Raw genomic sequence first — 26,256 nt, forward strand, 5'->3', positions numbered from 1 at the left:
ACGCTGATCATCAGAACGACCCTGCACCCACCAATCATCCCAAAGCACAGGTCAACCCACCCCCGCCACGCGGGATTAATTCAGCAGTCTCCTAGAGCGGTCCCGGGCTCAGTCGTCGCGGGAGTGCCGGCCGCGGGTCGGCCGGGCCGGCAGGTCCCCGACATGTTCGGCCGGCTGCTCCAACGGCTGGAACCAGCCCTGCTGCTCCTCATGCACACCGTTGCGGCCATGCTCGTCATCCGGCGGTGCGCTCATCAGATCGTCGAAGATCGAACGCCATTGCTGATCCGGCGCGGCCTCGACGGGTGCCGGCTCGTCGGTGTTCTGCTGCCACGGCGCGCCGTCGGCGATATCGCGCGCATCGAGCTGATCGGTGGCGGGGTCGACGACGACCGCCGCGACGATATCGGTCGGCCGGTCCTCGGGTCCACGGTCGGGCGCGGCCCAGTCGACGGTGTACTCGATGTAGTCGTCGTCGTCCACCCAGTCCTCGTCCAGCGAGTGCTGCTCGTCGACCGGGACCGCCGGCGGCGGGGTGCTCTCGGCCACCGGTCCGGCCGGGCCCTGGCCGCGCAGGAAGATCGCACCCACCACACCGAACAGGGCGATGAACGCCGGCAGCAGCAGTGACTGCGACAACGCCGCGGAGAACGGCGCCGCCAGGAAGGCCGGCAGGTCGGGCGCCGGACCGTCGGGCGTCACCGGCGCGGCGGCGGTGCCGAGTTCGGCCCCGATGCGCCCCGTCATGAACGCCGCCATCGCCGCGCTGCCCAGCACGGCGCCGACCTGACGGGTGCTGTTGTAGATGCCCGACCCGGCACCGGCCGAGTTCGGCGGGAGATTGCGGGTGGCCGTCGCCGCCAGCGGTGACCAGACGAACGCCATCCCGACACCCATCGCGGTCAGCGGCAACAGCAACCGCCAGATCGGGGTGCTCGGCGTCATCTCCAGCGACAGCCAGGTCAGCGCGATCGCCAGCAGCGAGAAACCGAAACCGATGATCGGCGTCGGGTGCTTGCGGTCGACCATCCGACCGACGAACGGTGCGAGCACACCGGAGGCGATCGCCATGGGTGCGGTCAGCAACGCGGACCGGGTGTAGGACAGGCCGAGCACCATCGGCGCATAGAACATGACCGGCAGGATCATCGCCGTGACCGCGAAGCTGATGATCGCGACGCCGACCGTGGACAGCGTGAAATCGCGATCGGCGAAGATCCGCAGCGGCACCAGCGGTTCCCGCGGATTGACCGACTGCCAATAGACGAACGCGACCATCAGGGCCGCCCCGACGGCCATCATCGCCCAGATCCAGGGCTCCCAGTCGTGCGACTGGCCCTCCTGCAGTGCGAAGACGATGAAGAACATCGCCAATCCGGACAGCGCCACACCGAGCAGATCGAAGTGGTGCTTCTCGGTCGACAGGCTGGGCACCAGCCATACCGCCAGCGCCAGACCGATGATCCCGATCGGCACGTTGACGAAGAAGATCCACTGCCAACCCAGCCCGTCGATCAGCACCCCGCCGGCGATCGGACCGACCAGGGTGGCGACCCCCGCGGTGGCCCCCCACACGCTCATCGCCACACCGCGCCCGGCGGCCGGGAAGATGCGGGTGATCATCGACAGCGTCTGCGGGGTCAGCAGCGCCGCACCCAGCCCCTGGACCACCCGGGCCGCGATCAGCATCTCGATCGAATCGGCCAGACCGCACCACAGCGAGGCTGCGGTGAACACGGCCAGCCCAGCCAGGTACATGTTCTTGGGCCCGTACCGGTCGCCGAGCCGACCCGACACCAGCAGCGGAACGGCATAGGCCAGCAGGTAGGCACTGGTCACCCAGATAACGCCGTCGTAGTCGGTGCCCAGCGCCTCCATGATCGGCTTGTTGGCGATCGCGACGATGGTCGAATCGACCAGGATCATGAAGAAGCCGACCAGCATCGCCCACAGGGCATGCCATGGGTTGGCTTCGCGGACCTGCCCGGTCATCCGGGAGGCCAGCGACACACGTCGATCGGTGGGGTTCTGGGACATCTACTCGTCATCGGGGGAATTGGCGACCCGCCCGACGCTACGGTTCGCCCGGTGTCCCGACAAGTCAGACCCGGCCGTACTCAGACCTTTTCGGCGGCCATGCCCTCGGCGACCTCGGATGCGGTGCGGTGCGGTGCCGCGGACCCGACGGTCAGCAGGCCCGCCAGCGCCACCGCCGAGCCGACCAGCATCACCAGCGCGAGCGCGAACTCGCTGTTGCCCAGCACCCCGACCAACGGCGCCACCGCCGCACCGATGCCGAACTGGGCGGCCCCCAGCAGGGCGGCCGATGTGCCCGCGGCGTCCGAGTGCCGCGACAGGGCCACCGCCGGCGCGTTCGGCAGCACCAGGCCCATCGCGCCGAGGATCACCAGGACCGGCACCAGGAATCCGGGCAACCCGCCGACCCCGGTGACCGCCAGCGCGACGAACACCACGCCGGCGACGACGGACACGATCAACGCGGCCACCATGATCCGTTGCGGGGCGAACCGCCGCAGCAACACCACATTGGACTGTGTCGATCCGATGAGGATGATGGCACCCGCCGCGAACACCAGCGCGAACGCCTGCTGGTTGAGGCCATAGTCGCCCTGCAGCACGAACGGCGCGGCCGCGATGTAGCCGAACAGCCCCGCCATGCTCAGACCGGCCACGGCCACCAGCGTCATGAACCGCAGATCGCGCAGCAGCGCACCGTAGGTCGACGCGATCGACCTCATGTGCAGCGGCCGCCGGTGCGAGACCGGCAGGGTCTCCGGCAGCGCCAGCGCGCCGAGCAGGAACAGCCCGCCGGCCAGGACGACCAGTACCGCGAAGACCCAGTGCCAGGACGCGTGCAGCAGCACCGCCGCGCCCAGCGACGGCGCGATCACCGGCGCCACACCCAGCACCAGGATCAGCCGGGACATCACCGTCGCCGCAGCCGAGTCGACATAGAGGTCACCGACGACGGCCACCGCCACCACGGCCGCCGCCGCGGCACCGAAACCCTGCAGCACCCGGCCGGCGCCGAGCACCGCGATATTGGGGGCGAACAGGCAGATCAGCGATGCCGCCATGTGCAACAGGATGCCGGCCATCAGCGGCACCCGGCGGCCGAGCGAATCCGACAGCGGCCCGATCACCAACTGCCCGACGGCCAGCCCGGCCAGGGTGCCGGTCAGCGTCAGCTGCACCACCGACGACGAGACCGACAGGTCCTCGGCGATGCGCGGGAGCGCGGGCAGATACATGTCGATGGTCAACGGACCGAGGGCAACCATCAGCCCCAGGACGGCGATCATCCGCAACCTGCTGGGCGTGGTGTTGTCGGTCGTCACGCCCAGGGATGTTGTCACGGGTAAACCCAGCGCCGCACCCGAGTTTTTTCTTCCCGATCGACCGGAGAGTGACCCACATCACCTCGGCCTCGGCTCGGGCACTCAGACCGGCCTCTCGCGCGTTGACCGAGCGTTAGCCTGGGTAATCGACAGGCACCGCCGGAATGATCCGGGGATGCGAGGGGAGTACACCGATGAACGCCCGCTTCAGCGCCAAGAACCTGCCTGCCACCCAGACCGACGAGGATCCCAGCGCGGCCGCCAAGGCACTGTCGCAGATCCTGGAGCGCAGCGCCCGCCTGCAGGGTCCCGCCGTCAAGGCCTACGTCGACCGGATGCGCAAGCAGCGCCCCGACGCCGGCCCCGCCGAGATCGTCACCGCGCTCGAGAAGCACTATCTGGCCGCGGTGATGGCCAGTGGCGCCGCGGTCGGTTCGGCCGCCGCCTTCCCCGGTATCGGGACGTTGGCCGCGATGTCGGCCGTCGCCGGTGAGACGCTGGTCTTCCTGGAGGCGACGGCGGTGTTCGTGCTCGCCAACGCCGAGGTGCACGGCATCCCCGCCGATCACCGCGAGCGGCGCCGCGCGCTGGTGCTGGCGGTGCTGGTCGGCGAGGACGGCCGAGGGGCGCTGGCCGACCTGGTCGGCGGTAAGCGCACCAGCGGGGCGTGGATCTCCGACGGCGCGGCGACCCTACCGTTGCCCGCGGTGTCGCAGCTGAACAATCGGCTGGTCAAGTACTTCGTGAAGAAGTACGCACTCAAACGCGGCGCGCTGGCGTTCGGCAAGATGCTGCCCGTCGGCGTGGGCGCGGTCGTCGGCGGTGTCGGTAACCGGTTGATGGGCAAGAAGATCGTCAGCAACGCTCGGCTGGCGTTCGGGAACCCGCCGTCGCGGTGGCCGTCCACGCTGCATGTACTGCCCTCGGCGCAGTCCGAGTGACAAGTCCCACTCTCGTGGTGAGGGTGTGCTCCGAGGCGTAGCCTTTAGGGCGGCAAAACGCGGGTAACCGCTATATCAAGGGGGCGGGTGGCGTACCGACGGCGCCTGCCGTGAGCAGATGGAATCGAGGCGAAAAGCTGCTGTGAGCAGTGCACCTTCACCCTTCGGACAAAATGAGTGGCTCGTCGAAGAGATGTATCGCAAATTCCGCGAGGATCCTTCGTCGGTAGATCCGAGTTGGCATGAGTTCCTGGTGGACTATGCCCCCGAGAAGATCGAAGCCCCCGAGACCTCCGCCCAGGCGCAGACCAAGCCCCAGACAACAGCGACCAAGCCAGCAGCACCCGCCGCCCCCGAGAAGGCTTCCGCCCCCGCCTCCAACGGCTCCGCCCCCGCCAAACCGGCCGCCAAGGCCGAACCCGCCAAGAACGAGCCCGCCAAGAGCGCCGCCCTCACGAAGTCCGCGCCGGCCGCCAAGGCCGAACCCGCCGCCAAGCCCAAGACTCCCCCGCAGCCGGCGCCCTCCGGCGACGACCAGACCGCGGTGCTACGTGGTGCGGCCGCCGCCGTCGTCAAGAACATGAACATCTCGCTGGAGGTGCCTACCGCCACCAGCGTGCGCGCCATCCCGGCCAAGGCGATGATCGACAACCGGGTGGTGATCAACAACCACCTCAAGCGCACCCGCGGCGGCAAGATCAGCTTCACCCACCTGCTCGGCTACGCCATCGTGCAGGCGGTCAAGAAGTTCCCGAACATGAACCGGCACTTCGCCGAGGTCGACGGCAAGCCGAATGTCGTGACCCCGGCACACACCAATCTGGGTCTGGCCATCGACCTGGCCGGTAAGGACGGCAACCGATCACTGGTCGTGGCCGCCATCAAGAAGTGCGAGACGATGGCGTTCGGTCAGTTCATCGCCGCGTATGAGGACATCGTCCGGCGCGCGCGCGACGGCAAGCTCACCGCCGAGGACTTCGCCGGTGTCACCATCTCGCTGACCAACCCGGGCACCATCGGCACCGTGCACTCGGTGCCGCGACTGATGCGCGGTCAGGGCGCGATCATCGGCGCCGGCGCCATGGAGTACCCCGCCGAGTTCCAGGGCGCCTCCGAGGAGCGCATCGCCGAATTGGGTGTCGGCAAACTGATCACGCTGACGTCGACCTATGACCACCGCATCATCCAGGGTGCGGAGTCAGGTGACTTCCTGCGCACCATCCACACCCTGTTGCTCGACGACGAGTTCTACGACGAGATCTTCCGCGAACTGGGCATCCCTTATGAGCCGGTGCGTTGGCGGACCGACAACCCGGACTCCATCTACGACAAGAACGCACGGATCATCGAGCTGATCGCGGCGTACCGCAACCGCGGTCACCTGATGGCCGATATCGACCCGCTGCGGCTGGACAAGGGCCGCTTCCGCAGCCACCCCGACCTCGACGTGCTGACCCACGGCCTGACGCTGTGGGATCTGGACCGCGAGTTCAAGGTCGACGGTTTTGCCGGCGCCGAGTACAAGAAGTTGCGCGATGTGCTCTCGGTGCTGCGCGACGCCTACTGCCGCCACGTCGGCGTGGAGTACACCCACATCCTGGAGCCCGAGCAGCAGCGCTGGATCCAGGAGCGCGTCGAGACCAAGCACGACAAGCCGACCGTCGCCGAGCAGAAGTACATCCTGAGCAAGCTCAACGCGGCCGAGGCGTTCGAGACGTTCCTGCAGACAAAGTACGTCGGGCAGAAGCGTTTCTCGCTCGAAGGCGCCGAGACCGTCATCCCGATGATGGACGCCGCGATCGACCAGGCCGCCGAGCACGGTCTCGACGAGGTCGTCATCGGCATGCCGCACCGCGGCCGGCTCAACGTGCTGGCCAATATCGTCGGCAAGCCCTACAGCCAGATCTTCAGCGAGTTCGAGGGCAACCTGAACCCGAGTCAGGCGCACGGCTCCGGAGACGTGAAGTACCACCTCGGCGCGACCGGCACCTACCTTCAGATGTTCGGCGACAACGATATTGCGGTGTCGCTGGTGGCCAACCCGAGCCACCTCGAGGCCGTCGACCCGGTGCTGGAAGGCCTGGTCCGCGCCAAGCAGGACATCATCGACTTCACCTCCCCGGAGGGGCATCCCGCCTTCTCGGTGGTGCCGATGATGCTGCACGGTGACGCGGCCTTCGCCGGTCAGGGCGTGGTGGCCGAGACGCTGAACCTGGCGTTGCTGCGCGGTTACCGCACCGGCGGCACCATCCACATCATCGTCAACAACCAGATCGGCTTCACCACCTCGCCGCACGATTCGCGCTCCAGCGAGTACTGCACCGATGTCGCCAAGATGGTCGGCGCGCCGATCTTCCATGTCAACGGCGACGATCCCGAGGCGTGTGTGTGGGTGGCCAAGCTGGCCATCGACTTCCGGCAGAAGTTCAACAAGGACGTCGTCATCGACATGCTGTGCTACCGCCGCCGCGGGCACAACGAGGGCGACGACCCGTCGATGACGCAGCCCGGCATGTACGACGTGATCGACACCAAGCGTGGTGTCCGCAAGTCCTACACCGAGGCGCTGATCGGCCGCGGCGACATCTCGATGAAGGAGGCCGAGGACGCGCTGCGCGACTACCAGGGACAACTGGAGCGGGTGTTCAACGAAGTCCGCGAGCTGGAGAAGCACGAGATCGAGCCGAGCGAATCGGTCGAGGCCGACCAGCAGACACCCAAGGGCCTCAACACCGCCGTCGACAAGTCGGTGCTGGCGCGGATCGGTGATGCGCACCTGGCCGTGCCGGAGAACTTCAACGTGCATCCGCGGGTGCAGCCGGTGCTCGACAAGCGTCGCGAGATGGCCTACGAGGGCAAGGTCGACTGGGCCATGGGCGAGTTGTTGGCCATCGGATCGCTGGTCTCCGAAGGCAAGACGGTCCGCCTGACCGGTCAGGACGTCCGGCGCGGCACGTTCACCCAGCGGCACGCGGTGATCATCGACCGCAAGACCGGGGCGGAGTTCACCCCGATCGACCTGCTGACCACCGATGCCGACGGCAACCCGACCAACGGCCGGTTCATGGTCTACGACTCGGCGCTGTCGGAGTTCGCGGCCGTGGGCTTCGAATACGGCTACTCGGTGGGCAACCCCGAGGCGATCGTGTTGTGGGAGGCGCAGTTCGGCGACTTCGTCAACGGCGCGCAGTCGATCATCGACGAGTTCATCTCCTCCGGTGAGGCCAAGTGGGGCCAGCTCTCCGACGTGGTGCTGCTGCTGCCGCACGGCCACGAGGGCCAGGGCCCCGACCACACCTCGGGCCGTATCGAGCGGTTCCTACAGGTGTGTGCCGAAGGGTCGATGACCGTCGCGATGCCGTCCACCCCGGCCAACTATTTCCACCTGTTGCGCCGTCACGCGCTCGACGGCATCCACCGGCCGCTGATCGTCTTCACCCCGAAGTCGATGCTGCGCAACAAGGCCGCGGTGTCCGAGGTGCGCGACTTCACCGAGATCAAGTTCCGCTCGGTGCTCGAGGAGCCGACCTACGAGGACGGCGACGGCGACCGGTCGAAGGTGAAGCGGGTGCTGCTCACCAGCGGCAAGATCTACTACGAGCTGGCCGCACGCAAGGCCAAGGAAAAGCGCGACGATGTCGCCATCGTGCGTGTCGAGCAGCTCTACCCGCTGCCGCGGCGCCGGCTCAACGCCACGCTGGACGAGTACCCGAATGTCGAGCAGTACTTCTGGGTGCAGGAGGAGCCGGCCAACCAGGGTGCGTGGCCGACCTTCGGTCTGTCGCTGCCGGAGCTGTTGCCGGAGAAGCTGACCGGGATCAAGCGCATCTCGCGGCGTGCCATGAGCGCCCCGTCCTCGGGGTCGTCGAAGGTGCACGCGGTGGAGCAGCAGGAGATCATCGACGAGGCGTTCGCCTAGATCCCGGCGAGCGTGCGTGTCTGCGCCCCGACACTCCGGTGTCGGGGCGCAGTTCGTGCACGCTCGTGGTCCTAGAAGCCGAGCAGACCCAGCGGTACGGGCGACTCGCCGTTGGCGATCGAGGTGACCGCGCCCGGGCAGAACGCCGAGATCGCGAACCCGGTGAACATGGTGGCCGGGCCGAGCGGGCGCCCGATGGTCTCCGAGACGCGTCCGGCGACATCGGCGAGGTCCTGACCGCCGTCGGCCAGCATCGGGCACACCGACTGCCCCGCGGCGATGGCGTCCCCGGGATCGATCGTGCTCAGGCCGGTGCCGTCGAGGGTGTTCAGGAAGTCGGTGGCCGGATCCGCCTGGGCGGGTGCGGCGGCCAGCAGGGCCACCGACAGCGCGGCGGCGGAGGTGACGATCAGACGCATCATGCCCGGGTCATCGTGCGGCCCGGGCGCATCGTTACCGGCCGCGCACAGAGTGCACCGCCCGTACCACGATCGGGTGCGTTTTGCCCCTGGGCATCGCGTAACAGTCGTCACATCATGGTCGGATGCACACCCTGAGCGTCGACGGTCGCACCGTCCGGGCTGTGACCGCCGGTGATCGAGCCGATACGCCGCTGCTGTTGCTGCATGGCATCTCTCGCAGCCTGGAGGACTGGACCGAACAGATCGAGCGGTTGTCCGGGCGCTTCTATGTGATCGCGGTCGACCTGCCCGGATTCGGACGGTCCGCACGCCGAGACGGCCCCGCCGACCTGGCGACCCTGGCCGCCGGGGTGGCCGGCGCCCTGTCCGCGCTCGACGAGACCCGACCGTGCCATGTCATCGGCAACTCACTCGGTGGTGCGGTCGCCATGCAGCTGCTGGCCTCCTACCCGGAACGCGTCGCCAGCCTGACCCTGGTCAACAGCGCCGGCTTCGGCGCGGAGGTCACCGGCCTGCTGCGGATGCTCTCTTTACCGGGCCTCGGACGGTACGTCGCCACCCGGAGCACCCCGGCGGGCGCGCGGCTGATGGAACGACGCCTGTTCGCCGACCCGGCCCTGGCCACCCGCGACCGCATCGACCATGCGCTGCGCATCGCCGCCCAACCCGGCACCGGAGAGTTTCTGCTCGACATGGCCAACCATCTCGGGACGGTGCGCGGCGTACGGCCGGGGTGGCGCACGGAACTGCTGGCAGCCGTCGCCGCGCACCCTCGGCCCACCCTGCTGATCTGGGGTGACCGCGACCGCATACTCCCGGTCACCCATTTGACCGCAGCGCAGCGACAGTTCCCGGATGCCCAGGTCCACCTGTTCACCGCGACCGGGCACATGCCGCAGATCGAGCGGGCCGACGAGTTCGCCGACCTCGTCACCGCGTTCGTCGAGAACGGACCGACCCTGTCGGCCTCGGTACCGCCGGTAACGGCTAAGGTCGAACACAATCGCGTGGACAGTCGATCGCAGAGGAGTGTGCGCATGGAGGGCTTTGCCGGGAAAGTTGCCGTCGTCACGGGGGCAGGTTCGGGTATCGGACAGGCACTGGCGGTCGAACTGGGCCGCTCGGGCGCCAAGCTGGCGATCAGCGATGTCGACACCGAAGGCCTGGCGGTCACCGAGGAACGGCTCAAGGCCATCGGCGCCCCGGTGAAGGCCGACCGCCTCGACGTCACCGAACGTGAGGCCTTCGAGCTGTACGCCGACGCGGTCAAGGAACACTTCGGCAAGGTCAACCAGATCTACAACAATGCCGGCATCGCGTATCAGGGCGATATCGAGGTCAGCACCTACAAGGACATCGAACGCGTGATGGACGTCGACTTTTGGGGCGTCGTCAACGGCACCAAGGCGTTCCTGCCGCATCTGATCGCCTCCGGCGACGGGCACGTCGTCAACGTCTCCAGCGTGTTCGGACTGTTCGCGGTGCCCGGTCAGGCCGCCTACAACTCGGCGAAGTTCGCGGTGCGCGGATTCACCGAGGCGCTGCGCCAGGAGATGGCGGTCAACAAGCATCCGGTCAAGGTGACCTGCGTGCACCCCGGCGGCATCAAGACCGCCATCGCCCGCAACGCCACCGCCGCCGAAGGCATCGACGTCGCCGAGATGGCCAAGGCGTTCGACACCAAGCTGGCCCGCACCAGCCCGGAGAAGGCCGCGCAGATCATCCTGGAGGCCGTCCGCAAGGACCGCGCCCGGGTGCTCGTCGGCGCCGACGCCAAGATCCTCGACGTGATCATCCGGATCGCCGGCTCCGGCGGGTATCAGAAGCTGTTCTCGTCGGTGGCCAAGGGGCTCATCCCGAAGTAACTAGTGGCCGAGCGGGTGGGTGCCCAACCAGGCACCCGCCACCGCGCCCGGTTCGCCGCCGGCGGCGACCTCGGCGCGCATCTGCGCCAGCGCGTCGGTGTCGAGCACGCCGGCCAGTTCGTTGACCGAACGCTGCTGGGCCTGGCTCAGCGTGTTGCGCCGGAACACCGGGACGACGTTCTCGGCCCGGATCAACGCGGTGCGGTCGGACAACAGCGTCAGGTCCTCGGGTACATCCGGCGCGGCGGCGGTGGTCCAGCCCAGGTTGATCCGGCCGCTGCGCAACGCCTGCTGCAGTGCCTCGGCGTCGGGGAACTCGCGCGCCGCGGGCAACGTGCAGGTCCCCAGTTCCGTCGGCACGTCGGCGCCTTCCACCGCGCCCGGCCTGAGTTCGGCACAGCGCCCGGGTAGCGCAAGGACGTCGGCGGTCTGCCACGTCTCGGCGGTGCGGGTGGTCACCGCGACCGTGGGTTTGTCCGAGGCGCTCTCGGTGTAGTCACCGGCGCCCAGTCCTTCGGGCAGCGAGCCGATCATGGCGCGGTACACCTGCGCCGCCGATCGCGCCGCGGCATCGGGGGCAAACCTGGTCAGCACCTCGCCGGTGAAGGCAGGCACCACGTCGACGTCGCCGGAATCCAACGCGCCCAACGGATCCGGCACATCCTTGACGTGCGCCGCGCTGCCGTAATAGCGCAGCGCGGCGGCGTACAGATGCGCCAGCAGCGCGGATTCCGCGTCAGCGCGGGCACCGACGGCGACCGACGGCGGCGGCGCTGTAGTGCCACCGCAGCCGGTGATCAGTAGCGCGACGAGCGCCACCGCCAGTCGCTGCATCGTCGAACGAACCTCAGACCCCGGAAGCTTCGGCCACGGCCTTGGCCACCGCGGGCCCGACGCGCGGATCCAGCGCACTGGGCACGATGTGGTCGACCGCGAGGTCGTCACCGACCACGGAGAAGATCGCATGCGCGGCAGCGACTTTCATCTCTTCGGTGATGCGGCGGGCACCGGCGTCGAGCGCGCCGCGGAACACCCCGGGGAAGGCCAGCACATTGTTGATCTGGTTCGGGAAGTCGCTGCGGCCGGTGGCCACCACCGCGGCGTATTTGCGCGCCGCGTCGGGGTGGATCTCCGGGTCCGGGTTGGACAGCGCGAACACGATGCCGTTGGGGGCCATCGTCGCGATGAGCTCTTCGGGGACCAGACCGGCCGACACACCGAGAAAGACGTCGGCGCCGTCGAGCGCCTCGGCGACCCCACCGGTGAGGCCGCGCGGGTTGGTGCGCTGTGCGAGTTCGGCCTTGAAGGAGTTCAGGTCGGCCCGGCCGTTCTCCACGATGCCCTTGCTGTCGAGCACGATGATGTCGGTGATTCCGCTGTTCAGCAGGATGTTGGTGCACGCCACCCCGGCGGCGCCGGCGCCGGAGACGACAACCTTGAGGTCTTTGAGGTCGCGGTCGAGCACCTTGACCGCGCCGAGCAGGGCGGCCAACGCCACGATGGCGGTGCCGTGCTGATCATCGTGCATCACCGGGCAGTCCAGCGCCTCGATGACGCGGCGCTCGATCTCGAAACAGCGCGGGGCCGAGATGTCTTCGAGGTTGACCGCGCCGAAGGTGGGACGCAACCGGATCAGCGTCTCGACGATCTCGTCGGGATCCTTGGTGTCCAGCACGATCGGGATGGAATCCAGCCCGCCGAAGGTCTTGAACAGCGCGCTCTTGCCCTCCATCACCGGCAGTGACGCGGCCGCACCGATATCACCGAGACCCAGCACGGCGCTGCCGTCGCTGACGACGGCGACCAGTCGGTTGGCCCAGGTGTACTTCTTGGCCAGCGTCGCATCGGCGGCGATGGCGCGGCTCACCTGAGCGACCCCGGGGGTGTAGGCGATGGACAACGCCCGCTGGGTGTCCAGCGGTGCTTTCAGATCGATCGAGAGTTTGCCACCCTCATGGGCCGCGAAGATCTCCGCGTCATCGACGACAACCTGTGGGGTTCGCACCAGTTCGGACATGCGCTCGACGCTACTTCATGCCCGGACCTCACCGGCACCCCAACCCCGCAGGTGAGAGGTTGGAAACGCGACTGACGAGTAACATCGGCGCGGGCATACCGCCCGACCGCGACCCGTATGGGGAGGTGGCTCATGCCGACATTCCGACCGCTTCCGCCGTCCAAGCTGCGTCCTTCCGCGCGTCGCGGTGCCGGCGTCGAGCCCGACGCGGCCAGCATCCACGTGCCGGTCGCTCGCGCCATGGTCGACTGTGGTGTCTACCGCGACGGCAGCCGGCTGCCGGGCAAGTACACCCACGCCGCGGCGCTGAACAAGGTGCACGAGATCGAGGCCGACGGCGCGTCGGCGTTCGTCTGGATCGGCCTGCACGAACCCGACGAACATCAGATGCAGGCCGTTGCCGACGTATTCGGACTCCACGAACTCGCCGTCGAGGACGCCGTACACGCGCACCAGCGGCCCAAGCTGGAGCGTTACGACGACACCTTGTTCCTGGTGCTCAAGACCGTGAACTACGTCGAACACGACTCGATGGCCCGGGCCCGCGAGATCGTCGAGACGGGCGAGATCATGATCTTCGTCGGCCGGGATTTCGTGGTGACCGTCCGCCACGGTGACCACAGCGGACTGGCCAGGGTGCGCAGGCACATGGACACCAGCCCGGCGGCCTGCAGTCTCGGCCCCTACGCGGTGATGCATGCGATCGCCGACCATGTCGTGGACTCCTACCTCGATGTCACCGACCTGGTCGAAACCGATATCGACGCCATGGAGGAGAACGTCTTCTCCCCCACCAGTGCGACCAATATCGAACACATCTACATGCTCAAGCGCGAGATCGTGGAGTTGCGCCGGGCCATCGCGCCGTTGACCTTCGCGTTGCAGCGCATCGGCACCGACCACAACGACCTGATCTCCAAGGAGATCCGGCGCTACTTCCGCGATGTGCTCGACCACAACACCCAGGCCTCGGACCGGATCACCAGCTACGACGAGGTGCTCAGTTCACTGGTGCAGGCCGCCGTCGGCAAGGTGTCGATGCAGCAGAGCACGGATATGCGCAAGATCTCGGCGTGGGTCGCCATCGCGGCGGTGCCGACGGCGATGGCCGGCATCTACGGCATGAACTTCGAGCACATGCCGGAACTGAAGGCCACCTGGGGCTATCCGGCCGTGCTGCTGGTGATGCTCACGATTTGCACGCTGCTGTACCGAACCTTCCGCCGCAACCACTGGCTCTAGTTCTTCCGCGAGCAGACGCAAAAGTGCCCACAATGAGCACTTTTTGGGCACTTTTGCGTCTGCTCGCGGGAAATCAGGAGGGCTCGCTGGCGGGACGGGCCGCGTCGAACACGTCGACGCCGTCGGCGCGCCAGGCTTCGCGCATCGCCTCGGCGCCCTTGAGCCGCACCCAGGCCGCCTCGGTCGGCGTGATGGGCGTGGCCTGCAGCAACATCACCGCCGAAAGCGGTTCGGGCAGCGCGATATCGGTGATATCGCTGGAACTCAACAGGAATGCCCGAAAGGGCGACCCCGCGAACAGCGGTGTCTCCAGGTCGACCAGCGCATCCGGTTCCAGCACCAGTCCCTCGACTGCGGGCGCCGCCGCCAGTATCGCAATGGATTTCGCCAGGCCGGTCGGGCTGGGCGGGCGCAGCGACACCACGACCTCGGCGCGCGGCCCGCGCACCCCGTCGGCGACCAAATCGGTCGGATCGGCCATGGGGTAGCGCGAACATCCCAGCGAGACAAAGTGATTCACACCGCCGGCGTCGGGACCGAACCGCAGGATGTCGATCCGGTCGGCGCCCAGGAAGGTGATGCTGGCCTCGCTGGGTTCACCGAGCACACCCAGGTCGGTGAAGTGCGCTCGCAGTCGCTCGCGCACCTCACCCAGGACGTCGGCCACTACCCCGCCGGCGGGATCGAGAGGTTCACCCCGGAGTCGGCGTCGAACAGCACCAGCTTCGAGGTGTCCACTGCGAGTTCGGCCTTACCGCCCGTGGTGACCTGAGAGTCCGCGGAAACCCGTGCGACGAATTCGTTCTCGCCGATACCCGAATCCGCCGCCAACTGCTCCAGCTGCGCCGACTTGGCGCCCGAGCCCTCGGAACGGAAGTGCAGATACTTGTCGGCACCCAGGGATTCCACCAGGTCGACGGTCACCTCGAAAGTGACCGCCCGGATCCGCGAATAGGTGTCGATCAGCGCGGCATCGTCGAAATGTTCGGGACGGATACCGGCGATCAGGTTGGTGGCCTTGGGATGCTGGTCCAGCGTGCGCTGCACCTCATCGGAGAGCACCACCTCACCGAAGGGCAGCTTCACCCCGCCGTCGGTCAGCGTGGCGGGGAAGAAGTTCATCGCCGGCGATCCGATGAACCCGGCCACGAACAGGTTCGCCGGGGTGTTGTAGAGCTCTTCGGGCGTGCCGATCTGTTGTGCGACGCCGGCCAGCATCACCACCACCCGATCGCCCAGCGTCATGGCCTCGGTCTGATCGTGGGTGACGTACACCGTTGTGGTGCCCAACCGATCCTGCAGCCGGGCGATCTCGGTGCGCATCTGCACGCGCAGCTTGGCGTCCAGGTTGGACAGCGGCTCGTCCATCAGGAATGCCTTGGGATTGCGGACGATGGCCCGGCCCATGGCGACCCGCTGGCGCTGACCACCCGACAGTTGCGCCGGTTTGCGGTCCAGCAGGGCCGCCAGATCAAGGATCTTGGCGGTCTCCTCGACCTTGCGGTTGATCTCGTCCTTGGCGACCTTGGCCAGGGTCAACGGGAAGGCGATGTTCTGGCGCACCGTCAGATGCGGGTAGAGCGCATACGACTGGAACACCATCGCGATATCGCGGTCCTTGGGGGCCTTGTCGTTGACGCGTTCGCCACCGATGCGCAGTTCGCCGGAGCTGATGTCCTCCAGACCGGCGATCATGTTCAGCGTCGTGGACTTTCCACAGCCCGACGGGCCCACCAGGATGATGAATTCGCCGTCGGCGATGGTCAGCGACAGGTCCTTGACCGCCGTGGCGCCGTTGGCGTAACTCTTCGACACGTTATCCAGCACGATCTCGGCCATGGACTACCCCTTCACCGCGCCGGAGGTCAGGCCGGCCACGATACGTCTTTGGAAGATGAGGACGAAGATGATGATCGGGACGGTGATGACCATCGCGCCCGCGGCGATGGAACCGGTGGGTTCCTCGAATTGCGAACTGCCCGTGAAGTTCGCGATGGCCACCGGCGCGGTGATGGCCCGCTCGGTGGCGGTCAGCGACAGCGCCAGCAGCAGGTCGTTCCAGGCGAAGATGAAGACCAGGATGGCGGCGGTGACGATGCCCGGCGCGGCCAGCGGTGCGATCACCTTGCGGAAGGCCTGCCCCGGTGTGGCGCCGTCCATCTTGGCCGCCTTCTCCAGATCCCAGGGGATCTCCTTGAAGAAGGCGCTCATGGTGTAGATCGCCAGCGGCAGCGCGAAGGTGATGTAGGGGATGATCAGACCGGGCCAGGTGTCGAACAGCCCGAGCCGACGCTCGATGTTGAAGATCGGTGTCACCAGCGAGATCTGCGGGAACATCGCGATCAGCAGGGCCACCCCGACGAGCAGTTTCTTACCCGGAAAGTCGAGCCGCGCAATCGCGTACGCGGCCATGCCACCGATGACCACGGCGATGAGCGTGGTGATCAACCCGATGCCGATCGAGTTGATCAGCGCCGAGGTGAAGATGTTGCCCTCGAAGATGGCGCGGTAGTTGTCGAAGGTGATCTGCTCGGGAATCAGCTTGCCGTCCTTGACCGATGACGTCGGCTTCAGTGACAGCGACAGGATCCACAGCACCGGGAACAGTGCGTAGAGCACGACGAGGACGTTGACGATCGCCCAGCCGGTCGCGCGGCGGGCCCCCACCTGGTCGCTCACTAGCGGGCCTCCTCATCGCTACCGGGCGCGGCCGCACCGAACACCTTGATGAAGATGAAGGCGATGATCGCGACGCACAGGAAGATCAGCACGCTGATGGCCGAACCCAGTCCGAGGTTGAACGCCTTGAACAGGTTGTTGTAACCCAGGATCGACACCGAGCCGGTGTCGTTGGCGCCGCCGGTCAGCACGTAGATGTTGTCGAAGATGCGGAATGCGTCCAGGGTGCGGAACAGCAACGCGACCAGGATCGCCGGTTTGATCAGCGGCAGGATCACCTTGGTCAGCCGCTTCCAGGCGCCGGCCCCGTCCACCTGGGCGGCGTTGAGCAGGTCCTGGGGCACCAGCGCCAGACCCGCCAGCAGCAGCAGCGCCATGAACGGCGTCGTCTTCCACACCTCGGCGAGCACCACGATCGCCAGCGACGGAAGTTGTTCGGTCAGTGGCGCGCTGCCGGTCGGCAACAGGTTGGCCAGATAACCGGTGCCCGGTGTCCAGGCGTAATACCAGCTGTAGGAGGCCGCCACGGTGACGATGCCGTAGGGCACCAGGATCGCCGTGCGGACCGTGCCCTTACCGAAGATGGTGCGGTGCATGACCAGGGCGAGCGCCATGCCCAGCACGAACTCGATGGCCACCGAGACGATGGTGATGCCCAGAGTGACCGCGAAGGCCGTCCACCAATACCCGTCGGACAGGATGGTGACGTAGTTCTCGATGCCGATGAACTCGACGTCATCGGGGGCGGCCAGGTTGTAGCGCTGCAGGCTGAGCCACACGGCGTAGCCGATGGGATAGGCCGTCACCGCCAGCATCAGGAACACCGCCGGGCTGATCAGCCAGTAGGCCAGCCGGCGCTGCGCGGCGAGATCGTCGGTGCCCGCCTTGGCGGTCTTCGTGCGCGATCCGGCTTCGCTTCTCGCTTGGCTCACGGAATCAGCCCCTTGCCGTCGATCGCCTTCTGCACCTGCTCGGCCAGTTCGTCGGCCGTGCGTTCCGGGTCGATCTCGGTGATCGGGGCCAGCGCGGCCGAGATCCGCGTCGACACCGCCTGATACACCGGCGTGGCCGGGCGCACCGCGGCATTGGTCAGCTGCTGGCGGATGATCTCGTACTGCGGGTACTTCTCCTGGAACGCCGGATCGTCGTACAGCGACGCCCGCACCGCGGGCAGTCCGCCCTCGACCGAGGTGTAGCGCTGGTTGTCGACGTTGCGCAGGCAGCGGATGGCCTCGAACGCCTCGGCCTTGTGCTGGGTGTTCTTCCCGACGGCCAGGTTCAGCCCGCCGAGGGTGACCTTGGCCTGCTCCCCCTCGATGACGCTCGGGAAGGGCGCGAAACCGAACACCTTCTTGCTGGCCTCATACGCGGTGTCGAACTGCTCGTCGGTCGGTGAGAAGCTGCCGGCCTCGTTGATGGCACCGGCCAGCGCCGGGTCCTCGTTCAGCGGCAGGAACGCCACACCGCCCTTGACGGCGTTCTCCAGCATCGAGGGCAGCACGAAGGGCCAGTTCACCTCCAGGGCGGCTTTGCCCTGCTCGAGCGCCAGCCGGGCGGTGCCCTCGTCGGTCTGGGTGATCGACGGGTCGGCACCCGGTGCGGTGGCAACGTCTTTGATGATCTGCAGCGCCTTGACCGTGGCGGCCCGGTGTTCGGGGGTGTCGGTCAGCGTGACGGTCTTGCCGTCCTCGGAGAGCACCCGCCCGCCGGCGCTCTCCAGCAGAGTGTTGAACCACACCACCAGACCCTCGTACTGCTTGCCCTGGACGGCGATCCAGCTCGGCCCGCCTGCGGCGTACTGCCGCTTGGCCTCGGCTACCGTCTGATCCCAGGTGGCCGGCGGTGCGGGCATCAAATCGGCTCTGTACCAGAGCAATTGGGTGTTGGTGGTGATCGGCGCCGCGTACAGCTTGTCCTGCCACTTGGCGGTTTCCAACGGGCCGGGCAGCGTGTTGTCGGTGGCATCGGCCTCGGCCAGGCCGGCCGGATCATCCGAGAGCGGCAGCGCCCAGCCGGCCTCGGCGAACTCCGCGGTCCAGACCACGTCGAGTGCCATCACGTCGAGCGATTTGTCGTTGCCGGTGAGCCGACGCGCCAGCTGCAGGCGCTGATCGTCGGCCCCCTTGGGCAACGAAACCTGTCTGATGGTGAAGCGCCCGCCGAGCTGTTCGTTGCACTTCTGTGCGACCGCGGTGAACGTTGCCATCTCATTGGCGGGTGTGTAGTAGCTGATGACGATGCCGTCCTCGGCGGAGCCACACGCCGTCATGACCGACCCGGCCGTCAATGCAGCCATCACCGCCGCACAAAGCCGTCGTGTGCGCACTACCGGCCTCCGTCTGCGTCCGATGTCGCTGCCAGAGCAGCTCGGGAGGGAACCTCCCGCGGGCTCAACGTAGAGCCAGAGGCGCGTAATATGCAACCACTTCGCGGGCGCGTCGGGCGATCAGATCGTCAAGCGCGCCAGCAGATCCCGTCCCTGCTCGGCATTCTGCGGATCACAGAGCACGTCGTAGCGGCCCGCGACCAGTTGCATGGTCGAGCTGAAATCCCTTGTGCCGCGCGCCATCGCGTAGGGAATGGCCGAGGTGATCAAGCCGAAGAAGACGCCGGCGATCAGGCCGGTGGCCAGCGCACCCCACGGACTGGGGCTGAAGAAGCCCAGGATCAAACCGATGAACAGGCCCAGCCACGCACCCGAGAGCACGCCACCGCCGAGCACCTTGGGCCACGACAGCCGACCGGTGACCCGCTCGACCTGCATGAGGTCGACGCCGACGATGGTCACCTGCTGCACCGGAAACTGTTGATCGGAGAGGTAATCCACCGCGCGCTGCGCCTCTGCGTAGGTGGGATAGGAGCCGATGGGCCAGCCCTTGGGTGGGGTGGGCAGCGCCGCCGGGGTTCGAGCACCCGGCCGTCCCACCGGGTCTTGGCCTGGTCGAAGGGGACCCGTCATTGCTTGCGTTCTCCTCACGTTGACAGCCGGCTTGCGCAACAACCCTATGCCCCGGAGCGCAAACATGGGTACCCGCGCCGACAACAACGGATCATCGCAGGGACCAGCACGTACGCTAGGTTTGACACATGACCAATCCGGGTGAGGACGCTGCCGCAACGCCGCCGTCGGAGTCGGGTTCGGGTTCCGAACCGACCGCAGCCGGATACGAGGCGCCGCCGATCGAACAGTCCGCGCAGCGCCCCGAGCCCGCTGCGCCGGACTACACGCCGCCGCCCGCGTACGGGTTCACTGAACCGCCGCAGCCTCCGGGCTACGGCCAACCGCCGGCGTACCCACAGCCTGGGTTCGCGCCACCGGACTATCAGGCGACCGGCTATCCGCCCCCGCCGCCCGGTTACGGCGTACCCGGGGATGTCAATGCACCCGGCTTCGGTGGGCCACCGCCGGGCGCGTTCGGCGCCCCACCGCCGTACCCGCCCCCACCGCCCGGCGCGTTCGGCGCGCCGCCGCCGCAGTTCGGCGCGCCGGGGCCCTATCCGGGGCCGGCGCCCTACGGCGCTCCCGGTTATCCGCCTCCGTACGGCGGGCCGGCTGCCATGCCGCAGAACAATTCGGCGATCGCTTCCCTGGTGTGCTCGGGCCTGGCGATCCCGCTGTTCTTCTTCTGTTTCTTCGGCGGTCCCCCGGCCGCCATCGCCGGCATCGTGCTGGGCATCGTGGCGCTCAACCAGATCAAGAAGACGGGTCAGCGCGGTAAGGAGCTCGCCATCTCCGGCATCGTGCTGGGCGGGTTGGTGCTGGCCGCCGGTATCGCACTGGGTGTGCTGATCGTCGGCATCGCCAGCGTCTCACCGTGACCGGCGACCGGCCGCTGGAATATCCCGACGACGCCGCATTGCCACCGCCGGTTCATCACCCGCCGTATCCGGGCTACCCGGCGTATCCCGGATATCCGCCGCCGCGACCGGTGGGCACCAACGGTATGGCGATCGGTGCGCTGGTCAGCGCGCTGGCCGGACTGGTCTTCTGCGGGCTGCCGTCGGTGGCCGGGCTGATCCTCGGCGTGATCGCCATGCGGCAGACCAAACGCAGCGGGCAGGACGGTTACGGACTCGCGCTGGCCGGGACCATCATCGGCGGTGTGGTGACCGCGTTCATGGTGCTCGGCCTGCTGCTGTGGATCGGGGTGTTCGCCACCGGTCTGACCGCTTGACGCGTCAGGCCGGCGGCTGGTAGCGCTGACCGGTCCGCGACATCCCGGCCGCGCGACCCTTGCCCGCGATCACCAACGCCATCTTGCGGCTGGCCTCGTCGATCATCTCATCGCCCAGCATCACCGCGCCGCGGGCACCGCCGGCTTGCGAGGTGTGCCATTCGTAGGCCTCCAGGATCAGCTCGGCATGGTCGTAGTCGGCCTGGCGCGGACTGAAGATCTCGTTGCCCGCGGTGATCTGGTCCGGATGCAGAACCCACTTGCCGTCGTATCCCAGCGCCGCCGACCGCCCGGCCACCCGACGGAAGCCCTCGACGTCACGCACCTTGACGTAGGGTCCGTCGATCGCGTTGAGACCGCGCGCCCGGGCGGCGATCAGGATCCGCATGAGCACGTGATGATGGGCATCGCCGAGGTCATAGCCTTCGGGCTGACCGCCGACCTCCAATGTGCGCATGTTCAGGCTGGCCGCCATGTCCCCCGGACCGAGCACCAGTGCCTGCACGCGCGGGGCGGCGGCGATGACGTCGATGTTGGTCAGGCCCTGGGCGTTCTCGATCTGCGGTTCGATGCCGATGCGGCCCACCGGAAGTCCGTGGGTCATCTCCAGTTGGGTGAGCAGCATGTCCAGCGCATGCACATGCGTGGCGTCGGGCACCTTCGGCAGCACGATGACGTCCAGATACGCACCGGCACGTGAGACCACCTCGATGACATCGGCATGGGTCCACGGCGTGGTCCAGTCGTTGACGCGCACTCCGCGCAACTGCCCGGACCACCCGGAATCGGCGAGCGCGTCGGCTACCCGCGCACGCGCGGCGGCCTTGGCGTCGGCGGCCACGGCGTCCTCCAGGTCCAGGAACACCTGATCGGCGGCCAGCGTCTTGGCCTTGGCGATCATCTTGTCGCTGCTACCGGGTACGGACAGGCAGGTTCGGCGGGGGCGATACACGTTGTCCACGCTGTAAGTCTCTACGCTTTGAGTCATGGTGGCGGTAACCCGGGTCTACGCGGCCCGCCTGGCGGGAATGGTGGTCCTGGGTCCCGACGGTGAGTCCGTGGGGCGGGTCCGCGACATCGTGGTGAGCATCAGCATCGTGCGCCAACAACCTCGCGTTCTCGGCCTGGTCGTCGAATTGCTCACCCGGAGAAGGATTTTCGTCCCCATTCTGCGAGTCACCGCGATCGAGCCGGGCACCGTCACGTTGTCGACCGGCAACGTGTCACTGCGCCGGTTCGCACAACGCCCCGGCGAGGTGCTCGCCCTCGGTCAGGTGCTGGAGACCCGCGTGCGCGTCGACGATCCCGACCTGGAACAGCTCGCCGGACTCGACGTGGTCGTCGTCGATCTGGGCATCGAACAGACCCGCACCCGGGACTGGGTGGTGACCAAGGTGGCGGTGCGTCCGCAGCGCCGGCTCGGCCGCCGCAGCAACGTGTACTCGGTGGACTGGAAGCACGTGCACGGTCTCACCCCGTCCGGTTTGGCGATGCCCGATCAGGGCGTGGCCCAGCTGCTCGAGCAGTTCCAGGGTCAGCGTCCGGTGGAAGTGGCCGACGCCATCCGCGATCTGCCGGCCAAACGCCGCTACGAGGTCGTCAACGCCCTGGACGACGAGCGTCTCGCCGACGTGTTGCAGGAGCTGCCCGAGGACGATCAGGCCGCCGTGCTGCGCCAGCTGAAGACCGAACGCGCGGCCGACGTGCTGGAGGCGATGGATCCCGACGACGCCGCCGACCTGCTGGGCTCGATGGCGCCCGCCGATGCCGAGCAGTTCCTGCGCCGAATGGACCCCGAGGATTCCGAGGATGTGCGACGGCTGCTGAGCCACTCCCCGAACACCGCAGGCGGTCTGATGACCTCGGAGCCGGTGGTGCTGGCCCCGGACACCACGGTCGCCGAAGCGTTGGCGCGGGTGCGTGATCCCGACCTGACCCCGGCGCTGGCGTCCCTGGTGTTCGTGGTGCGTCCGCCGACGGCCACCCCGACGGGGCGGTACCTGGGCTGTGTGCACCTGCAGCGGCTGCTGCGCGAACCGCCGGCGGCTCTGGTCAGCGGCATCGTCGACACCGATCTGCCCAGCCTGCGCCCGGAAGAGGCGCTCGGCGCGTTGACCCGCTATTTCGCGGCCTACAACCTGGTGTGCGGACCGGTGGTCGACGAGGAGAACCACCTGCTGGGGGCGGTGTCGGTGGACGACGTGCTCGATCACCTGCTGCCCGACGACTGGCGTGAGCGCGAGGCCGAGCCGGTGATCGTCAGCAGCGCGGAGGGAACCGCATGAGCGAGGCTTGCCGAGTGAATCATCCAACGGCATGCGGGACCCGAGCCTGCGAGGGAACCGCATGAGCGAGGCTTGCCGAGTGAATCATCCAACGGCATGCGGGACCCGAGCCTGCGAGGGAACCGCATGAGCGACTCGGCACGGCAGCGTCTCGACACGCCGCGCCCGTCCCGGTCGCTGCGACCCCGCTTCGACGTCGAGGCGGTCGGACGCTACAGCGAGCGGATCGCGCGGTTCCTGGGCACCGGCCGCTACCTGGCCATCCAGACGATCGTGGTGATCGTCTGGATCCTGCTGAACATCGGCGCCTTCGCCTGGCAGTGGGACCCGTACCCGTTCATCCTGCTCAACCTGGCGTTCTCCACCCAGGCCGCCTACGCGGCGCCGCTGATCCTGCTGGCGCAGAACCGGCAGGAGAACCGCGACCGGGTGGCGTTGGAGGAGGATCGCCGACGCGCCGAGCAGACCAAGGCCGATACCGAGTACCTGGCCCGTGAACTGGCCGCGTTGCGGTTGGCGGTCGGTGAGGTGGCCACCCGCGATTACATGCGACGCGAGCTCGAAGAGCTGCGCGAGATGCTGGTCGAGCTGGTGCCGCCCAAGACCAAGAAGAACAAGGGCAAACGTGCCGCCGCGGAGCCCGCGGAAACCGAATCGGTCGACGACGCCGAACCCGGCCGGTAAACGCATTGCTGCACCACGGCGCCGCGTCAGTAGGTATGGTGACCTGGTTCACAACGGTCGGGTAACAGATCTAGGACGGTTGAGTGGCAAAACGGGGAGGCGCCGCCCTTGCTGCGGCGCGACGCGGCGCAGACAAGGCGCTCCGGTCCGTGGCCGATTCGGCTCCCAGCTCACGTGGTTTGTTCGGTGTCGCCGTACTCACCCCGCTGGTGCTCACCCTCGGCGTAGGCGCGTCGGCACCGACGCTCAAACCGGTGCTCGAAGCCACCGTCACCCCGCTGGCCGCTGTCGTCGAAACCCCCGATGACAACACCGGCGCCACCGTCGTCGCCGCCTACAAGACGCCGCGACCGTTCCAGACCGCGGGCAGCGCCATCTCCGCTCCCCCGCCGGCCGCCGTCGTCAACTCCCCCGGCAGCCTTCGCATCCCGACCGTCGCTTTGAACGCCTACCGCAACGCGGAGCGGATGATGGCGTCGGCCGCGCCGAACTGCGGCATGAGCTGGAACCTGCTCGCCGGTATCGGACGTATCGAATCGATGCACGCCAGCGGCGGCGCCACCGACGTCAACGGCACCGCGGTCAAGCCGATCCTCGGCCCCGCGCTGGACGGCACGCTGCCGGGCAACGAGATCATCGTGCAGAGCCGCAGCAACGACCGCATCACCTATGCCCGCGCGATGGGGCCCATGCAGTTCCTGCCGGGGACCTGGTCGCGGTATGCCTCCGACGGCAACGGTGACGGTAAGGCCGAGGTGCAGAACCTGTTCGACGCCACCCTGGCCGCTGCCCGCTACCTGTGCAGCGGCGGGCTGAGCATGCGCGACCAGGGCCAAGTGATGACGGCCATCCTGCGCTACAACAACTCGGTCGCCTACGCCCGCAACGTGCTGGGGTGGGCCGCCGCCTACGCCACCGGCGTGGTGCCGGTGGACCTGCCGCCCATCACCGGATCGGTCCCGCAGCTGCGCGATGCCAACGTGCATCTGAACACCGATGCCGAAGGTCTCGGACCCGACCTGCCGTTGAACGCGCTCGGCCTGCCGGACAGCGATCCGATGTCGATGCGGCAGTACTTCGACGTGGGCCGTGCCAACGTCGCCGACCGGTTGCCGGTGCCGCCCGGTCCGGACCAGCCCGCGGCCGTGCCGAACTGCGCCGTGTTCTGCATCGGTCAGAACACGCCTGCCCCGGCCGCGCCGTTCAACCCGTTCGCTCCACCGCCACCGGCGGCACCGTTCAACCCGTTCGCCCCACCGCCACCGGCGGCACCGTTCAACCCGTTCGCCCCACCCCCGCCGGCTGCGCCTCCTGCGCCGATCGCTCCGTTCAACCCGTTCGCGCCGCCGCCTGCACCCGCCCCGGCAGCACCGCCGATGCCCGCGGTGCTGGGTCCCGCGCCGGGCCCGGCGGCCTGAGTTCGGTCGTACCCAACCGCCCAGTCGGCCCGGCGGACCGCGGGTCCGACACAGCGGCCTAGACTCGGCGGTGATGTCCTCGCCTGATACCGACCTGCAAGCCGCGGTGCGCTCCGCGCTGAGCAAGGTCGTCGACCCCGAACTGCGCCGTCCGATCACCGAGGTCGGCATGGTCAAGAGCGTCACCATCGCCGATGACCATTCCGTCGCGGTCGAGATCTACCTGACCACGTCGGCGTGCCCGAAGAAGACCGAGATCATCGACAAGGTGACGGCCGCGGTGACCGACGTCCCGGGCACCGGTGCGGTTACGGTCGGCCTGGACGTGATGAACGACGAGCAGCGCGCCGAACTGCGCAAGCTGCTGCGCGGCGACTCGCGCGAGCCGGTCATCCCGTTCGCGCAGCCGAACTCGCTGACCCGGGTGTACGCGGTCGCCTCCGGTAAGGGTGGCGTCGGAAAGTCCAGCGTCACCGTGAATCTCGCGGCCGCCCTGGCGTCGCGCGGACTGCAGGTCGGCGTGCTCGACGCCGATATCTACGGTCATTCGGTGCCGCGGATGATGGGCATCGTGGACCGGCCCACCCAGGTCGACTCGATGATCCTGCCGCCGATCGCCCATGACGTGAAGGTCATCTCGATCGCGATGTTCACCCAGGGCAACACCCCGGTCGTGTGGCGCGGGCCGATGCTGCACCGCGCGCTGCAGCAGTTCCTGGCCGACGTCTACTGGGGCGATCTGGACGTGCTGCTGCTCGACCTGCCTCCGGGCACCGGTGATATCGCGATCTCGGTGTCCCAGCTGATTCCGGGCGCGGAGATCCTGGTGGTCACCACACCGCAGTCGGCGGCCGCCGAGGTGGCCGAGCGGGCCGGGGCGATCGCCCTGCAGACCCGCCAGCGCATCGTCGGCGTGGTGGAGAACATGGCCGGGCTGACGCTGCCCGACGGGACCGTCATGCAGATCTTCGGGGAAGGTGGCGGACAGCAGGTCGCCGAATCGCTGACCCGCTCGGTCGGCGCCGAGGTGCCGCTGCTGGGCCAGGTTCCGCTGGAGCCCGCGCTGGTCTCGGCCGGGGACTCGGGCGTGCCGCTGGTGTTGTCGGCGCCGGATTCGGCGGCCGGCAAGGAGTTGCGCAAGATCGCCGACGCCCTGGGTGCACGCAAACGTGGTCTGGCCGGGATGTCGCTGGGTCTGGACCCGGCCGGACGCTGAACCCGGTCGAGATCTACGAAAAGTCGAGAAGTAC

22 protein-coding genes and 1 pseudogene are annotated in these 26,256 nt (G+C 67.9%); 11 read left to right on the forward strand and 12 right to left on the reverse strand.

Annotated features, from left to right (window positions below):
• Positions 1–108: 108 nt before the first annotated feature.
• On the reverse strand, positions 109–2,037 hold the full coding sequence (locus ACWDUN_RS06720; protein WP_449926363.1) for an MFS transporter: 1,929 nt from the start codon (positions 2,035–2,037) through the stop codon (positions 109–111).
• Between the two features lie 80 nt (positions 2,038–2,117).
• Entirely contained in the window at positions 2,118–3,323 is a 1,206-nt protein-coding gene (locus ACWDUN_RS06725; RefSeq protein ID WP_449927751.1) for a multidrug effflux MFS transporter, read from the reverse strand.
• 230 nt (positions 3,324–3,553) lie between these two features.
• Between ACWDUN_RS06725 and ACWDUN_RS06730 the strand changes: the two genes are divergently transcribed.
• Positions 3,554–4,300 carry a hypothetical protein gene (locus tag ACWDUN_RS06730; RefSeq protein ID WP_449926366.1) on the forward strand — a complete coding sequence of 249 codons (747 nt, stop codon included), beginning with the start codon at positions 3,554–3,556 and terminating at the stop codon, positions 4,298–4,300.
• 118 nt (positions 4,301–4,418) lie between these two features.
• Positions 4,419–8,219 (forward strand): multifunctional oxoglutarate decarboxylase/oxoglutarate dehydrogenase thiamine pyrophosphate-binding subunit/dihydrolipoyllysine-residue succinyltransferase subunit, encoded by a 3,801-nt coding sequence (locus tag ACWDUN_RS06735; RefSeq protein ID WP_449926369.1) that lies wholly within the window; start codon positions 4,419–4,421, stop codon positions 8,217–8,219.
• Positions 8,220–8,290: 71 nt separating this feature from the next.
• Here ACWDUN_RS06735 and ACWDUN_RS06740 read toward each other — a convergent pair whose 3' ends face one another.
• A complete protein-coding gene (locus ACWDUN_RS06740; protein ID WP_449926370.1) occupies positions 8,291–8,641 on the reverse strand; it encodes a DUF732 domain-containing protein in 351 nt (116 codons plus the stop codon).
• A gap of 122 nt (positions 8,642–8,763) precedes the next feature.
• Here ACWDUN_RS06740 and ACWDUN_RS06745 point away from each other — a divergent pair.
• Both ACWDUN_RS06745 and ACWDUN_RS06750 read left to right on the forward strand, forming a co-directional pair.
• Positions 8,764–9,555, forward strand: a pseudogene (locus tag ACWDUN_RS06745) (alpha/beta fold hydrolase); the annotation flags it as partial.
• Between the two features lie 123 nt (positions 9,556–9,678).
• On the forward strand, positions 9,679–10,506 hold the full coding sequence (locus ACWDUN_RS06750) for an SDR family NAD(P)-dependent oxidoreductase (protein ID WP_449927753.1): 828 nt from the start codon (positions 9,679–9,681) through the stop codon (positions 10,504–10,506).
• Here the strand turns inward: ACWDUN_RS06750 and ACWDUN_RS06755 are convergent, their stop codons facing one another.
• A complete protein-coding gene (locus ACWDUN_RS06755; protein WP_449926373.1) occupies positions 10,507–11,340 on the reverse strand; it encodes a glycine betaine ABC transporter substrate-binding protein in 834 nt (277 codons plus the stop codon).
• Positions 11,341–11,353: 13 nt separating this feature from the next.
• Entirely contained in the window at positions 11,354–12,523 is a 1,170-nt protein-coding gene (locus ACWDUN_RS06760) for an NAD(P)-dependent malic enzyme (protein WP_449926376.1), read from the reverse strand.
• 132 nt (positions 12,524–12,655) lie between these two features.
• Here ACWDUN_RS06760 and corA point away from each other — a divergent pair, with 132 nt between their 5' ends.
• Positions 12,656–13,765 carry a magnesium/cobalt transporter CorA gene (gene corA, locus ACWDUN_RS06765; RefSeq protein WP_449926378.1) on the forward strand — a complete coding sequence of 370 codons (1,110 nt, stop codon included), beginning with the start codon at positions 12,656–12,658 and terminating at the stop codon, positions 13,763–13,765.
• Between the two features lie 73 nt (positions 13,766–13,838).
• Here corA and ACWDUN_RS06770 read toward each other — a convergent pair whose 3' ends face one another.
• The 6 genes from ACWDUN_RS06770 to ACWDUN_RS06795 form a co-directional block, all read right to left on the reverse strand.
• Positions 13,839–14,432, reverse strand: a complete 594-nt coding sequence (locus ACWDUN_RS06770; RefSeq protein WP_449926380.1) for a suppressor of fused domain protein — start codon at positions 14,430–14,432, stop codon at positions 13,839–13,841.
• Positions 14,432–15,604 carry an ABC transporter ATP-binding protein gene (locus tag ACWDUN_RS06775; RefSeq protein WP_449926383.1) on the reverse strand — a complete coding sequence of 391 codons (1,173 nt, stop codon included), beginning with the start codon at positions 15,602–15,604 and terminating at the stop codon, positions 14,432–14,434. Before ACWDUN_RS06775 ends, ACWDUN_RS06770 begins: the two co-directional genes overlap by 1 nt.
• A gap of 3 nt (positions 15,605–15,607) precedes the next feature.
• Positions 15,608–16,432, reverse strand: a complete 825-nt coding sequence (locus ACWDUN_RS06780; protein WP_449927755.1) for a carbohydrate ABC transporter permease — start codon at positions 16,430–16,432, stop codon at positions 15,608–15,610.
• Positions 16,433–16,443: 11 nt separating this feature from the next.
• On the reverse strand, positions 16,444–17,295 hold the full coding sequence (locus tag ACWDUN_RS06785) for a carbohydrate ABC transporter permease (protein WP_449927757.1): 852 nt from the start codon (positions 17,293–17,295) through the stop codon (positions 16,444–16,446).
• 77 nt (positions 17,296–17,372) lie between these two features.
• Positions 17,373–18,770: an ABC transporter substrate-binding protein gene (locus tag ACWDUN_RS06790; protein WP_449926384.1), complete on the reverse strand. Its 1,398-nt coding sequence runs from the start codon at positions 18,768–18,770 to the stop codon at positions 17,373–17,375.
• Between the two features lie 120 nt (positions 18,771–18,890).
• Positions 18,891–19,403: a general stress protein gene (locus tag ACWDUN_RS06795; protein ID WP_449926387.1), complete on the reverse strand. Its 513-nt coding sequence runs from the start codon at positions 19,401–19,403 to the stop codon at positions 18,891–18,893.
• A 128-nt stretch (positions 19,404–19,531) separates the two neighbouring features.
• Here ACWDUN_RS06795 and ACWDUN_RS06800 point away from each other — a divergent pair, with 128 nt between their 5' ends.
• On the forward strand, positions 19,532–20,263 hold the full coding sequence (locus ACWDUN_RS06800) for a DUF4190 domain-containing protein (RefSeq protein ID WP_449926390.1): 732 nt from the start codon (positions 19,532–19,534) through the stop codon (positions 20,261–20,263).
• A complete protein-coding gene (locus ACWDUN_RS06805; RefSeq protein WP_449926393.1) occupies positions 20,260–20,619 on the forward strand; it encodes a DUF4190 domain-containing protein in 360 nt (119 codons plus the stop codon). The genes ACWDUN_RS06800 and ACWDUN_RS06805 overlap by 4 nt, the downstream gene beginning before the upstream one ends.
• A 4-nt stretch (positions 20,620–20,623) precedes the next feature.
• Here the strand turns inward: ACWDUN_RS06805 and ACWDUN_RS06810 are convergent, their stop codons facing one another.
• On the reverse strand, positions 20,624–21,580 hold the full coding sequence (locus ACWDUN_RS06810) for an HpcH/HpaI aldolase/citrate lyase family protein (RefSeq protein WP_449926395.1): 957 nt from the start codon (positions 21,578–21,580) through the stop codon (positions 20,624–20,626).
• A 25-nt stretch (positions 21,581–21,605) separates the two neighbouring features.
• Between ACWDUN_RS06810 and ACWDUN_RS06815 the strand changes: the two genes are divergently transcribed.
• From ACWDUN_RS06815 to ACWDUN_RS06830, 4 genes are all read left to right on the forward strand, one after another.
• Positions 21,606–22,904: a magnesium transporter MgtE N-terminal domain-containing protein gene (locus tag ACWDUN_RS06815; protein WP_449926398.1), complete on the forward strand. Its 1,299-nt coding sequence runs from the start codon at positions 21,606–21,608 to the stop codon at positions 22,902–22,904.
• 126 nt (positions 22,905–23,030) lie between these two features.
• On the forward strand, positions 23,031–23,588 hold the full coding sequence (locus ACWDUN_RS06820) for a DUF1003 domain-containing protein (RefSeq protein ID WP_449926401.1): 558 nt from the start codon (positions 23,031–23,033) through the stop codon (positions 23,586–23,588).
• Between the two features lie 149 nt (positions 23,589–23,737).
• Positions 23,738–25,006, forward strand: a complete 1,269-nt coding sequence (locus ACWDUN_RS06825; RefSeq protein ID WP_449926404.1) for a lytic transglycosylase domain-containing protein — start codon at positions 23,738–23,740, stop codon at positions 25,004–25,006.
• Positions 25,007–25,079: 73 nt separating this feature from the next.
• Entirely contained in the window at positions 25,080–26,222 is a 1,143-nt protein-coding gene (locus ACWDUN_RS06830; RefSeq protein WP_449926407.1) for an Mrp/NBP35 family ATP-binding protein, read from the forward strand.
• Positions 26,223–26,256: the final 34 nt, after the last annotated feature.

The organism is Mycobacterium sp. NPDC003323 (genome assembly GCF_053589535.1).